This is a genomic window from Halomonas sp. DP5N14-9 (assembly GCF_019802175.1).
In the GTDB taxonomy this organism is placed as follows: domain Bacteria; phylum Pseudomonadota; class Gammaproteobacteria; order Pseudomonadales; family Halomonadaceae; genus Halomonas; species Halomonas litopenaei.
Window position 1 is genome coordinate 271,786 of the sequence record NZ_JAHVHR010000009.1, and the last position, 13,468, is coordinate 285,253.

Genomic DNA, 13,468 nt, shown 5'->3' on the forward strand with positions numbered 1-13,468 from the left:
GGCGTTGGTCCCGCCAGATGGCAGGGCCTGTGCTGAGTATAGAAGCCTGGCCACAGACGCCAGTCCTGAACCCCGTCTTGTTGCATCCAGCCGGCCTAGCGTTGGCGGCGGGGACTTGAGTTTTCCCCGGCGGCCTTCCAGATTGGGGGTATGAAGATCGAGTGGGCGAGCCGCAGCTGACCGCGCTCGTCTCGGCTTCATCTCAGGACAACCAGAGCGAGACCAACAATCATGAAAAAGCGCGTACTGGCGACCGCCGTGGCTGCAACCACCCTGGCGGTCGGCTCCATGGCCCACGCAGAGGTCAAGATCGGATTTCTCGGCGGCTTCACCGGGGGGATCGAGAGCCTGACGCCGCCGATCTACGACGGCGCCCAGCTGGCGGTTGACCATATCAACAACCAGGGTGGCATCCTCGATGGCCAGGACGTGGTGATGCCGACCGGCGACACCACCTGCGGCGACGCTTCGGCGGCGTCCAACGCGGCTGACCGCATGGTCAACACCGAGCAGGTCACCGCCATCGTTGGCGCGCTGTGTACCGGTGCCACCATCGCCGCGGCCAACAACGCGGCGATTCCGGGTGGCGTGACCATGGTGTCTCCGGCCTCCACGGCGCCGGCGGTCACCGACCTCGACGACAATGACCTGGTGTTCCGCACCGTGCCCTCCGATGCCTTCCAGGGCGAGATGCTGGCCAAGTTGCTGATCGACAAGGGCATCGAGGAAGTCGCCGTCACCTACGTCAACAACGACTACGGACGCGGCCTGTCCGACGCCTTCAGCTCGGCCTTCGAGGACGGCGGCGGCAGCGTGCTGGAAAACCTCGCCCACGAGGACAACCGCGCCGACTACCGCAGCGAACTCGGCACCCTGTCGGCCACCGGCGCCCAGACCCTGGTGGTACTCGCCTACGCCGACACCTCCGGCCAGACGGTGGTGCGCCAGGCCTACGAGAGCGGCATGTTCACCCAGTACGTGGGGGCCGACGGCATGGTCGGCGATAGCCTGGTCGAGGCCATCGGCGCCGACGTGCTCGACGGCATGATCGCCACCCGTCCGGGCAGCCCGGACCTTCCCGGCACCGAGATCTTCACTGAACTTGCCAACAACGCCGACATCGACCCCACCGCCGTATTCGCCGCCCAGGCCTACGATGCGGCCTTCCTGCTGGGGCTTGCCATCCAGCAGAACGGCAGTGCCGAGCGCGAGGGTGTGTCTGAGGCGCTGCGCAGCGTGTCCTCTCCCCCCGGTGAGGTCATCCTGCCCGGTGAGTGGGAGAAGGCGGTGGAGCTGATCGCGGCGGGGACCGAGATCAACTATGAAGGCGCTTCCGGTACCCAGGACTTCGACGACAACGGCGATGTGCCTGGTGTGGTACAGGAAATGGCCGTGGAAAACGGCACTTTTACCGGCAAGGGCTTTGTTGAATAGCCGCCATGACGTAAAGTAAGGCGAGTCGTCGACGGACGACAACGCATCCGGGCGGTCGCCTCCGCCCAATGACCGCGCCAATGCTCGCAACAGAGGCGCTCAAGGAAAGCCCCCGGCCATCTGGCTGGGGGCTTTATCGTTGGTAGGGGCCTGTCATTGGCGTCGAGCTGGCGATGTCGTGCGAGATGGCCAGTGATGGGGCAAGAGGCGTGAGAGGCGGGCCCTGGCGACCCTGGGCCGCCAGGATGAGACCATCAGTGACGATGACCGGCGTCAGGCACTGTCCGCAGAAGCGGTGTCGACGGACACGCCTCAGTCATGGTGCTTGACCTTCTCCGGCAGCAGCCCCTTGGGGGCGACGCGCAGCACCACCGTGATCAACAGCCCGATGACGAATACCCTGGCCTGCAGGGCTCGGCTTTCCAGGTTGCTGGGTAGCTCCCAGCCGAAGCTGGCCTGGCCGAAGTGGGCGATCAACTCCATCACGTAGAGCGCCAGCGGCTCTGACATGATCCAGATGATGTACACCGCCACCGCGCCGAACAGGGTACCGAGGTTGTTGCCCGGCCCACCCAGGATGACCATCACCAGCACCAGGAAGGTGTGGTTGAGCGGCAGGTAGCCGTTGGGGTCGAAGATGCTGTTGAAGCTTCCGAGTGCCGCGCCGCCGAGGCCCATCAGCACGCAGCCCAGCACGAAGATCTCGAGCCGGCGGCGATTGATGTCCTTGCCCATGGCGGCAGATGACACCTCGTTGTCGCGAATCGCCCGGATCATGCGGCCCCAGGGGGCGTTGTAGGCTCGGTTGAGCAAAAAGAAGATGCCCAGGATCATCACCGCCGTCACCGACAGATAGAGCGCCCGCGCCAGGGTAAAGCCGACCTCGCCGGGATCGGGTACCGGCCATGGCAGTGGCGACACGGTGGCGGTGCCACGGGTCAGCCAGTCGGAGTTCTTGAGAAAGGCCTTGATGATCTCGGCGATGCCCAGGGTGGCGATGGCCAGATAGTCGCTGCGAAGCCCCAGGCAGACGTGGCCGATAAAGTAGCCGATACCGCCGGCCAGCGCTCCGCCGACCACCCAGCCGACCCACACCGGCAGGCCGAACCCACCGATGAAGCCCATCTGGCTTTCGATGGCGTCGGTGACCTCGCGCAGCTCGCTGATCACCACCATGTAGACGACGAGGCCGATCACCACGGTGATCAGGGTCCGCAGCCAGGACGGCACGCCCAGGCGAGTCATGCGCGACAGCGCGAATACCAGCGCGATACCGACGGCCAGATACCCCAGCACCTTGGCCAGCTCACCGGGCAGCGGGCTATCCCAGAAGGCCGGATTGACCGGCACGCTGAAGGTCATGGCGCAGAAGCCGCCGAGGGCGACGAAGCCCATGACGCCTGCGTTGAACTGGCCGGCGTAGCCCCACTGGATGGTCAGGCCCAGGGCCAGGATGGCGTAGCAGCTGGCTTCCACCAGCATGCGTGTCGAATAGGCCGAACCCATGGCCATGTAGACCGCGCCGACGGCGACGGCGAGGACCACCAAGAGGCTGAGTTCGCGCACCGGAAAGCGGCTCTGGGGCGCGGTGTTGGCGTCGTCGCGGCGATGAAAGTTGTTGGTCGTCATCAGATCACCTTGCCCTTGAAGATGCCGGTGGGGCGCCACACCAGGATGGCGACGAGGATGAAGAAGGGCACCACGATCTTGTACTCGGTGCCGACGAAGGCCAGGTTACTGGGCAGCTCGAGCCACTCGGGCAGGCTGTCGCTGAAGGGCCGCAGCAGCACCCGCCAGTTGAACACCGCCAGGGTCTCGGCGAAGCCCACCACGAAGCCGCCGGCGATGGCGCCGAAGGGGTGGCCGACACCGCCGACGATGGCGGCAGCGAAGATCGGCAGCAGCAGGTGGAAGCTCAAGTCCGGCTTGAACGTCACGTCCATCGACAGCAGGGTGCCAGCGATGGCGGCCAGGCCACCGACGATCACCCAGGTCACGGCGACGATGGTGTTGGTGTTGATGCCCGATGCCCGGGCCAGGTCCGGGTTGTCGGACATGGCGCGCATGGCCTTGCCGAGCCGGGTACGCGACAGAAACAGCTGCAGCCCGATCACCGCCACCAGGGTCAGCACGAACAGATAGATCTGCGGCTCGGTGATCACCACCGGCACCCGGGCGCCCTCGAAGGGCAGCGCCAGGCGAAAGATCTCCTTGCGGTCATCGACGTACAGGCTCTGGCCGCCTGTGCCCGAGAACAGCCGGATCAGGCCCTGCAGCATCAGGGTCACGCCGAGGGAGCCGATGACCATCACGATCGGCTTGACGCCGTGGGCACGCAGCGGCTTGTAGAAGGCCTTGTCGATGCCCACCGCCAGCGCCGCCGTCAGCACCATGGCCAGCGGCAGCATGACGATGGCGGTGGGCACACCGATGACGTCGCCGGCGTGGGGGAACAGCGTCGCCAGCAGCAGTACCATGAAGGCGCCGAAGGTCATCATGTCGGCGTGGGCGAAGTGGGCAAAGCGCATGATGCTGAAGACCAGCGTCACGCCCACCGCGCCGATGGCGTAGATCGACCCGGTGACGCTGCCGGCGATCAGCACGTTGTTGATGAAGAACACGAATTCGTTCAAGGCGATATCTCCGCGCTAGGACTCGGCGTCAGCCGCCGAGGAAGCTCTTGGCCACGTCAGGATCGGCAAGCAGCGCCTGCCCCGTGTCGGTGAAGCGGTTCTGGCCGGCGGCCAGCACGAAGCCCTTGTCGGCGATGGCCAGGGCCTGCTTGGCGTTCTGCTCCACCATCAGGATGCCGACGCCGGCGGCGTTGACTTCCTTGACCCGGTCGAAGATCTCGTACATGTACTTGGGCGACAGCCCTGCAGTCGGCTCGTCGAGCAGCAGTAGTTCGGGCTCGGCCATCAGCGCTCGGCCCATGGCCACCATCTGGCGCTGGCCACCGGACAGCTCGCCGGCGGGCTGATGACGCTTTTCGTGAAGGGGCGGGAAGAATTCGTAGACCTTGGACAGCATGCGTTTCACGTTTCCCGGCTTGAGGAAGGCCCCCATCTCGAGGTTTTCCTTGACCGTCAGGCTGGGAAAGACGTTGTGCTCCTGGGGCACGAAGCCCATGCCCAGTTCTACCAGGCGGTTGGTGGGCAGGTTCTGGATCGGTTCACCGCGCAGCAGGATATCGCCCTGGGTCACGTTCAACTGGCCGAAAATGGCCTTGAGCATGGTCGACTTGCCGGCGCCGTTGGGGCCGACGATGACGCCGATCTGGTCGGCCTCGATGGCCATGTCCACCCCGTTGAGGATGTTCATGCCGCCATAGCCGCCGTGCACCTCGCGTGCATCGAGTAGAGGCATAGTCCTGTTCTCTGCATAAGAGCGCCTGTCGCGCCCTGGTTGTTGTTATCGCCGCGCCTGCAACGGGAGGGTGCCCCGGGTGGCGCGGTGTCTGTTGCCGGGCCGCTGTCAGGCCGCGCCGGCGCCGAAATAGGCTTCGATGACCTCGGGGTTGTTCTGGATCTCCTCGATGGAGCCCTCGACCATCACCGAGCCCTGGGCCAGCACGATCACCGGATCGCACAGCCTGGCGATCATGTCCATGTCGTGCTCGATGACCAGGAAGGTGTAGCCGAACTCTCGGTTCATCCGTTCGATATTGCCGATCAGGTCTCCCAGCAGGGTGCGGTTGACCCCGGCGGCGATCTCGTCGAGCAGCACCACCCGAGCGTCGGTCATCATGGTGCGGCCGAGCTCCAGAAGCTTCTTCTGGCCACCGGAGAGGTTGCCTGCCAGCTCGTTGCGCACATGATTGAGGCCGATGAACTCGATCACCTCCTGGGCCCGGCGCTTGACCTCGGCCTCCTGTGCTCGCACCGCCTTCGGCGCGAACCAGGCCTTGGCCAGGGACTCCCCGGGCTGGTCCGGGGGCACCATCATCAGGTTTTCCAGGGCGGTGAGCTGGGAGAACTCGTGGGCGATCTGGAAGGTGCGCAACAGGCCCTTGTGAAACAGCTCGTTGGCCGGACGATTGGTGATGTCCTCGCCGTCCAGCAGGATCTGCCCGGAATCCAGCGGCAGGGCGCCTGCGATGATGTTGAACAGGGTCGACTTGCCCGCACCGTTGGGGCCGATCAGACCGGTGACGGAGCCTTCCTCGACCTGAATCGAACAGTCGTTGATGACGTGAAGGCCGCCGAAGGCCTTGTTGACGTGTCGTACATCGATGATGGCTGACATCTTGGGTCCCGCCGTGTTGTCTATTGTCGTTGTTGCGTTGTTGCGTTGTTGCGTTGTTGCGTTGTTGCGTTGGTGTCGTTGCGGTCTTGATTGTCGGGCTTCCCGACGTCCCTCAGCCGCTGGCGGCTTGCTGCTCGGCCATCAGCCGGTAGGCGGCGAAGGCGCCTACCAGTACGCAGGCACCGATGGTCGGCAGCCAGTAGCCCTGGACATAGGGCAGGGCACGCAGAAAGACGAAGGCGACCCCGGTCGGCGCGATGAAGCGCACCAGAAACCGCCACAGCCTGAGCCAGCTGGAGCGGGTGTGCATTTCCTTCATCGATTCGGACTGGGTCAGCGACCAGCCGGCGAACAGCGCCACCAGCAGGCCGCACAGGGGCAGCGTGATGTGGGTCACCAGTTCCAGCACGGCGAAGGCGCTGCGACCGAACACGTCATGCACGGGGCTGGCCTCGGCCCAGACGTTGAAACTCGCCACCGTGGCGAGCCCCAGCCCCCAGGCCAGCACCGACACCAGGGCTACCGCCAGTACGCGACTGAGGTCGAAGCGCTCGACCAGATAGGCCGCGACCGGCTCGATCAGCGAGATCGCCGAGCTGATCGCGGCCCCCAGTACCAGTACGAAGAAGATGGCGCCGACCAGCGAGCCGGAAGGCATCACCGAGAATGCCAGCGGCAGTGACACGAACATCAGTCCCGGCCCTTCGTCGGCGGCAAGTCCCGCACCGAACACCAGGGCGAAGATCGCCAGCCCCGCGATTACCGCCACCAGTGTGTCGATCAGGGCGATGGCGAAGGCGGTCAGGGTCAGCGAGGTCTCGCTGGGCATGTAGGCGCCATAGGCCATGATCGCGCCCATCCCCAGACTCAGCGTGAAGAACGACTGCCCCATCGCCTCGAGCCAGCCTTCCAGGCTCAACTCGGACAGCGAGAAGGCCAGCATGAAGCGACTGGCTGCCGCCATGTCGCCGCTGGTCGCGGCGTAGAACAGCACCACCAGCAGAATGACCAGCAGGGTCGGCATCAGGATGCGCAGGGCGCTCTCCAGCCCACGATGGACACCCCGGGCGACGATGTAGGCGCAGATGGCGAGAAACAGCGTGTGGTAGAGCGTCAGCTTCAGCGGCGAGGCGATCAGGTTGGCAAAGTTGTCGGCCAGCATGGCGGCGTCGGCGTCGCGCAGTGACCCGGTCAGCATCTCGCCAAGATAGTGCAGCGCCCAGCCGCTGATCACCGAGTAGAAGCTCAGGATCAGCAGCGCGGACAGGCCACCGAGCCAGCCGATGGTCTCCCAGGCGCGGGAGGTGCGATGACAACGGGTGAGAAAGCGCATGCCCATGATCGGGCAGCGCCGGCTGTTGCGCCCAAGCATGATCTCGGCGATCAGGATCGGGATGCCGACGGCAAAGACGCACAGCACGTAGACCAGCAGAAAGGCGCCACCACCGTGCTCGCCGGCCAGGTAGGGAAAGCGCCAGAGGTTACCCAGGCCCACCGCCGAGCCGACGGCGGCCAGCAGGAAGGTGCCTTTGTGGGTCCAGATGTTATCGCTGCTCATGGGGCTTCCGTCGACATGTCGGCGTCGCGACGCGGTAATGGCTGACCGGGCCGAGGCCCGGTCTGACATGTCAACTTTGCGATACAACCATGGCGCCTGACTAGGGGCGATGCGTTTAGCAGGCGTTGGCGGGACGGGTTTCCGTCACTGGCGGGTTCTGGAACTCGTCGTCAGCTGCTGGTATGGGGAGCCAGGGCGCGGTGATCGTCGCCAAGACGCACGGTATCGCCGATCGACAGGTCGCCGATATTCTTGGTGCGCTCGCCTGTGCGCACGGAGATCAGGGCGACCACGTCGCCGATGCTGGCGGTGTCGTCGTCGACCCTGGCTTCCACCCTGACCCTGACCGAATAGCCATGGTAGCGGCCGGCGATGATACTGCCGACGTGGGCGGTGGGGTATTCGTCGGGCTTGTCGGCGAAGTAGCGCTGAACGCTGTCAGCGCTGGGATCATCCCATTCGACGTGCTTGTGCATTCGCGTATCTCCTTGTTCGCGAAGGATGACGGTGCCCCATTAGCATAGACCGCAACTAGGGCGGTCGCCGTCTTCACCCCTAACGGTTATCAGTCTGCATCAATTGTGGCAGCGCTCGGCCCGGAAAGTTCCACTGAAGTCGCGCTATGGCCGCGACCGGGCCTCGCAAAGCAGACGACGATGCCCGACGGCCACAAACGGCGATGCCCGCCATGAAGAGCCGGGCATCGATATTGTCGATACCGCAAAACGACGACGCCCGCCATTGAGAGTCGGGCATCGATATTGTCTATATGAGCATTGCCGCAAACAACGATGCCCGCCGGAAGGCGGGCATCGATGAAGCGAGAAAACGCAGCGCTTACTTCTTGGTGGCGCGCTTGCGCTCGTTCTCGGTCAGGAACTTCTTGCGCAGACGGATATGGTTCGGGGTGATCTCGACCAGCTCGTCGTCATCGAGGAACTCGATGGCCTGTTCCAGGGTGAAGCGTACCGGCGGGGTCAGCACGATGTTCTCGTCGTTGCCGGAGGCGCGCATGTTGTCGAGCTTCTTGCCCTTGGTGGGGTTGACCACCATGTCGTTGGCGCGGTTGTTGATGCCGACCAGCATGCCTTCGTAGACCTCGGTGCCGTGGTCGATGATCAGCTTGCCGCGCTCCTGCAGGGCGTACAGGGCGTAGGCCAGGGCCTTGCCCGGAACCATCGACACCAGCACGCCGTTGCGACGCTCGATGGAGGCGTCGGGCTTGAGCGGGCCGTAGTGGTCGAAGCGGCTGGTCAGGATGCCGGTACCAGAGGTCAGGGTCAGGAACTGACCACGGAAGCCGATCAGGCCGCGCGCCGGGATGATGAAGTCCAGGCGGACCCGGCCCTTGCCGTCCGGGTTCATGTTCTTGAGCTCGCCCTTGCGGTAGCCGAGCTCTTCCATGATGGCGCCCTGGTGCTGCTCTTCGCAGTCGATGATGACTTCTTCGTAGGGCTCCTGCTTCTCGCCGTCGATCTCACGGATGATGACCTCGGGACGACCCACGGCCAGCTCGAAGCCTTCACGACGCATGCTCTCGATCAGCACCGACAGGTGCAGCTCGCCGCGGCCGGAGACGATGAACTTCTCCGGGGACTCGCCCTGCTCGACACGCAGCGCCACGTTGTGGATCAGCTCCTGGTCGAGACGATCGCGAATGTTGCGGCTGGTGACGAACTTGCCGTCCTTGCCGGCAAACGGTGAGTCGTTGACCTGGAAGGTCATGGACACGGTGGGCTCGTCGACGGTCAGTGCCGGCAGCGCCTCGACGGCGGCCGGATCACAGATGGTGTCGGAGATCGCCAGGTCGTCGATGCCGGTGATGCAGACGATGTCCCCGGCGGTGGCCTGCTCGGTCTGTACCCGCTCGAGACCCAGGTGGGTCATGACCTGGCCGACCTTGCCCTTGCGGGTCTGGCCTTCCTTGTTGATGACCACCACCTGCTGGTTGGGCGAGATGGCGCCGCGGGTGATGCGGCCTAGGCCAATGACACCGACGTAGCTGGAGTAGTCGAGTGCCGAGATCTGCATCTGCAGCGGTCCGTCGAGTTCCACCTTGGGCGGCTCGACGATGTCGACGATGGACTGGAACATCGGCGTCATGTCGTCGGACAGTTGGTCAGGCTCGGGACCGGCGATGCCGTTGAGGGCGGAGCAGTAGATGATCGGAAAGTCGAGCTGCTCGTCGCTGGCGCCGAGGTTGTCGAACAGATCGAAGATCTGGTCGATGACCCAGTCCGGGCGTGCGCCGGGGCGATCGATCTTGTTGACCACCACGATCGGCTTGAGGCCCTGATCGAAGGCCTTCTGGGTGACGAAGCGGGTCTGCGGCATGGGGCCGTCGACGGCGTCGACCAGCAGCAGTACCGAGTCCACCATCGACATCACGCGCTCGACCTCGCCGCCGAAGTCGGCGTGTCCAGGGGTGTCGACGATGTTGATGTGGTAGTCCTGTCCCTCGGGGGAATTCCAGCGGATCGCCGTGTTCTTCGCCAGGATGGTGATACCGCGTTCCTTCTCCTGGTCATTGGAGTCCATGATGCGCTCCTGACCCTCGGCCTTGCGGTCCAGAGTGCCAGACTGACTCAACAGCTTGTCGACCAGGGTGGTTTTGCCGTGGTCGACGTGAGCGATGATGGCGATGTTGCGAAGATTCTCGATCACGACGGGATCCTGCTGGAAAAAGTGGGGCAGCATTATAGGGCCTGGGCGATGACAACGACCAGCCTTGTTGGCGCCAATCTCGGCATCGATCCTCAAGATGCTGAACTATCAAGCACCTGCGAGGCGAAAAAAGTAGGCGAAATCGACAGAAAGGACGATCTGACGCTCAGGCGCGCTGCACGACCATCTTGGCGCGACAGGCCTTGAGGCGAGTGGCGAGGTCCTCTACCGCGCTCAAGTCCAGCGACGGGTCGAAGCCTCCCAGCCGATCGAACCAGGTACGTTCGACGCCCAGGGCCCGGGTCGGAGTACGTCGCAGCAGGCTGAGCAGCGATAGCGGACAGGGGCGAGCAGGACGCACCACCGGGCGCGAATCATCGCAGGCGGCTGCCATCATTCGCTCGACCCAGTGGGTGTCCAGAGGGCCGAGGCAGAAGCCGAGCATGCGTCCATTGCTGTGGGAGGCGGCCAGGTTGAGGCGCCGCCCCATGGGCGCGGGCCGGCTGCGCACCTGGCGATAGCCGACGACGGCGTGTTCGCCCGGTTCGCCCAGTAGTGGTGGCGCCATATCGCCATCGTCGATGACGAGGATCTCGCCTCTTCCCTGGAAGAGGGCGACCTGCTGGCGTGCTTCCGCGAGCCGGCGAGGCAGTTCCTTGCCGGTAAGTCGGGCATCAATGATCAAGCTGATTTTCACGACGACACTCCGAGGAGGGTGACGCCGGCCGGCAGGGGAGGCGGTCGGAGTCGAACGTAATAAAGTGTATCTTTGCGTTGCGAAAGGTTCCAGCGCCCACTGACACCTCGCGATCGGCCCGGCAGAGTTTATAGATCCTGTCACAAAGGTCCAAAGTGGTGCGTCGCAGTCTTTATTGCACTTTTGTGGTGCATTGGTCGGCAGGTCCTGAAGGTGGTGGGCCTTTGTGCCCTAAGCTGGCGCAAAGGGCCTGTTTGGATAAAAAAGATTTGAAACAATGGGTTGGGATTTTTCTGGTCGATGCTGGTGCAATGCTGGCACGCAATCTGCATTGTGGTTGGCAGTGTCATCGTGTCGCGCACGTTGCCATGGGCAGTGTCCCGGGAGCGTGCTACAAAGGATCCCGGTACCCCTTTTGTTCCCTGGATCATCCCCCGTTTCAAACCGGTGACATGGGATTGGCGCCGTTGCGCAACGCTCGAGTCACGAGACAAGTTCCACTCTGGAGGACCACATGTCAGACAAGACCCTCGCCCTGATCAACGAACATGATGTGAAGTGGGTTGACCTGCGCTTCACCGATACCCGCGGTAAAGAGCAGCACGTCACCATTCCGGCCGCCGAGGTCGACGAAGAGTTCTTCGAGAATGGCCAGATGTTCGATGGTTCCTCCATCAACGGCTGGAAGGGCATCAACGAGTCCGACATGATCCTGCGTCCGGAGGACGGCACCGGCTTCCTCGACCCCTTCACTGAAGACGCGACCCTGATCCTGCGTTGCGACATCATCGAGCCGGCCACCATGCAGGGCTACGAGCGTGATCCGCGCTCCATCGCCAAGCGCGCCGAGGCCTACCTGCAGTCCTCTGGCCTGGGCGACACCGCCTTCTTCGGCCCCGAGCCCGAGTTCTTCATCTTCGACGAGGTGCACTGGAAGGCCGATATCGAAGGCGCCATGTACAAGATCAGCTCCGAAGAGGGTGCCTGGTCCACCGACCGCGCCGTCGAAGGTGGCAACCTCGGTCACCGTCCGCGGGTCAAGGGCGGCTACTTCCCGGTTCCGCCGGTGGACAGCTTCCATGACATGCGCGGTGCCATGTGCAACACCCTCGAGGCCATCGGCCAGAAGGTCGAGGTGCACCACCACGAGGTGTCCAACGCCGGCCAGAACGAGATCGGTGTTGCCTTCAACACCCTGGTCAAGAAGGCCGACGAAGTTCAGGAAATGAAGTACGTGATCCACAATGTGGCTCACGCCTACGGCAAGACCGCCACCTTCATGCCCAAGCCGCTGGTCGGCGACAACGGCAGCGGCATGCACGTCCACCAGTCTTTCTGGAAGGACGGCCAGAACCAGTTTGCCGGTGACGAGTACGCCGGTCTGTCTGAAATGGCGCTTTACTACATCGGCGGTATCATCAAGCACGCCCGCGCCCTGAACGCCTTCACCAACGCTTCTACCAACTCCTACAAGCGTCTGGTGCCGGGCTTCGAAGCGCCGGTCATGCTGGCCTACAGCGCCCGTAACCGTTCTGCTTCCATCCGTATCCCGTACACCGCAAGCCCGAAGGGCAAGCGTGTCGAGGCGCGTTTCCCCGACCCGACCGCCAACCCCTACCTGTGCTTCGCGGCGATGCTGATGGCCGGTATCGACGGCATCAAGAACAAGATCCACCCCGGCGACGCCATGGACAAGAACCTCTATGACCTGCCGCCGGAAGAAGGCAAGGCCATCCCGACCGTGGCCGAGAGCCTCGACCAGGCGCTGGCAGCCCTCGACGAGGACCGCAGCTTCCTGACCGAAGGTGGCGTCTTCACCGACGACATGATCGACGCTTACATCGAGCTCAAGAACGAGGACGTCGAGCGTCTGCGCATGGCGACCCACCCGATCGAGTTCGACATGTACTACAGCTGCTGATCGGCATAGCGCCTCGTGCGTTCCGTCGGCCCCGCGATGATCGCGGGGCCGATTTTTTTGCGCGGGCCTTGCGCCTGGGCAAGGGATCCCCTTGGCGCGGGTCGTGGCTGCCGTCATCCTCGTCAGGGGAAGGTCGGCGAGGGCAATCACGATGATGCAGCGGTGGACGCGCAGGGCAGGCCGGGAGAGGGGCGAGAGCGCTCCCTCGTCGCCGAGTCGACCGTCACTGATGGCCATTGCCTTGCTGGCAGCGTCCGGGCTGGCGTTGCCGGTGGCAGAAACCGTGCCGGCGAGCACCATCTATCGCAGTATCGGTGCCGACGGCGTCGTGCGCTACAGCGATACCCCCTCGGCCGGCGCCCGCGCGCTGGCACCGCCGCCGTTGTCCAGCGCCCCTGCGCTGGATGTGGCGGCGCCCTCCAGGCCGACGGCGCCTTCAGTACCAGGCCCGGATAGCGACGCCGATATCTTCCAGCCCCACGATGTCCTGGCCATCGCCTCCCCGGCGGATGGCAGCGTGTTGCCAACGGGGTCCGGGGGAAGATTGAAGGTGCTGGCCGCGATCAGCCCGCCTACGGCGACGGGGGATCGCCTCGGCCTGGAGGTCGACGGTGTGCTCGCCACCAGCGTCACCGGCATCGGCCCACTGTGGCTCACCAATCTGGAGCGTGGCGAGCATCGCCTGGGCCTGGTGGTGCTGGCCCCGTCGGGAGAGGTGCGTCAACGCAGTGCCGATATCGTCATCCACGTACAGCGCGCCAGCCGCCTGCTTCCCGCCAACCCCATTCGTCCTGCGCCGCCTTGACCCGCGATCTGCGGGCCTTGTGCGGACAGTGATCCAGGCGAGACTCCCCTGCACCAGGTTGGTGCACTAAAATGGTGCGTAGGTGCGCCGACGGTGACCCGCCTCCTCGACAAAAGCACCGTCCTGGCGCCTGCGCGGCGGGAG

Annotated in this window: 11 protein-coding genes; 3 read left to right on the forward strand and 8 right to left on the reverse strand. The window is 64.3% G+C overall.

Annotation, left to right across the window (positions count from 1 at the left end; all coding sequences use genetic code 11):
• The first annotated feature begins 228 nt into the window (after positions 1–228).
• The gene (locus KUW00_RS07925; protein ID WP_045992395.1) at positions 229–1,434 is read left to right on the forward strand and encodes an ABC transporter substrate-binding protein; all 1,206 of its coding nucleotides are present in this window, start codon (positions 229–231) and stop codon (positions 1,432–1,434) included.
• Between the two features lie 312 nt (positions 1,435–1,746).
• Here the strand turns inward: KUW00_RS07925 and KUW00_RS07930 are convergent, their stop codons facing one another.
• The 8 genes from KUW00_RS07930 to KUW00_RS07965 all read right to left on the reverse strand — a co-directional run bounded on the left by KUW00_RS07930 (position 1,747) and on the right by KUW00_RS07965 (position 10,598).
• Positions 1,747–3,063, reverse strand: coding sequence for a branched-chain amino acid ABC transporter permease (locus KUW00_RS07930; RefSeq protein ID WP_045992394.1), 1,317 nt, complete (start codon positions 3,061–3,063; stop codon positions 1,747–1,749).
• A complete protein-coding gene (locus KUW00_RS07935) occupies positions 3,063–4,067 on the reverse strand; it encodes a branched-chain amino acid ABC transporter permease (protein WP_045992393.1) in 1,005 nt (334 codons plus the stop codon). Before KUW00_RS07935 ends, KUW00_RS07930 begins: the two co-directional genes overlap by 1 nt.
• A 28-nt stretch (positions 4,068–4,095) precedes the next feature.
• On the reverse strand, positions 4,096–4,800 hold the full coding sequence (locus tag KUW00_RS07940) for an ABC transporter ATP-binding protein (RefSeq protein ID WP_045992392.1): 705 nt from the start codon (positions 4,798–4,800) through the stop codon (positions 4,096–4,098).
• Positions 4,801–4,908: 108 nt separating this feature from the next.
• Positions 4,909–5,679 (reverse strand): ABC transporter ATP-binding protein, encoded by a 771-nt coding sequence (locus tag KUW00_RS07945; RefSeq protein ID WP_045992391.1) that lies wholly within the window; start codon positions 5,677–5,679, stop codon positions 4,909–4,911.
• Positions 5,680–5,791: 112 nt separating this feature from the next.
• On the reverse strand, positions 5,792–7,237 hold the full coding sequence (locus KUW00_RS07950) for a sodium-dependent transporter (RefSeq protein ID WP_222568743.1): 1,446 nt from the start codon (positions 7,235–7,237) through the stop codon (positions 5,792–5,794).
• A 170-nt stretch (positions 7,238–7,407) separates the two neighbouring features.
• Complete coding sequence (locus tag KUW00_RS07955) at positions 7,408–7,713, reverse strand: hypothetical protein (RefSeq protein ID WP_222568744.1); 306 nt, start codon at positions 7,711–7,713, stop codon at positions 7,408–7,410.
• A gap of 361 nt (positions 7,714–8,074) precedes the next feature.
• Positions 8,075–9,901, reverse strand: coding sequence for a translational GTPase TypA (typA, locus tag KUW00_RS07960; RefSeq protein ID WP_197037093.1), 1,827 nt, complete (start codon positions 9,899–9,901; stop codon positions 8,075–8,077).
• Positions 9,902–10,067: 166 nt separating this feature from the next.
• Positions 10,068–10,598: a glycosyltransferase family 2 protein gene (locus KUW00_RS07965; protein ID WP_108448683.1), complete on the reverse strand. Its 531-nt coding sequence runs from the start codon at positions 10,596–10,598 to the stop codon at positions 10,068–10,070.
• A 514-nt stretch (positions 10,599–11,112) separates the two neighbouring features.
• Between KUW00_RS07965 and glnA the strand changes: the two genes are divergently transcribed.
• Positions 11,113–12,519 (forward strand): glutamate--ammonia ligase, encoded by a 1,407-nt coding sequence (glnA, locus tag KUW00_RS07970; protein WP_108448684.1) that lies wholly within the window; start codon positions 11,113–11,115, stop codon positions 12,517–12,519.
• A 229-nt stretch (positions 12,520–12,748) separates the two neighbouring features.
• The gene (locus KUW00_RS07975; RefSeq protein ID WP_162816427.1) at positions 12,749–13,324 is read left to right on the forward strand and encodes a DUF4124 domain-containing protein; all 576 of its coding nucleotides are present in this window, start codon (positions 12,749–12,751) and stop codon (positions 13,322–13,324) included.
• The last annotated feature ends 144 nt before the right edge of the window (positions 13,325–13,468 follow it).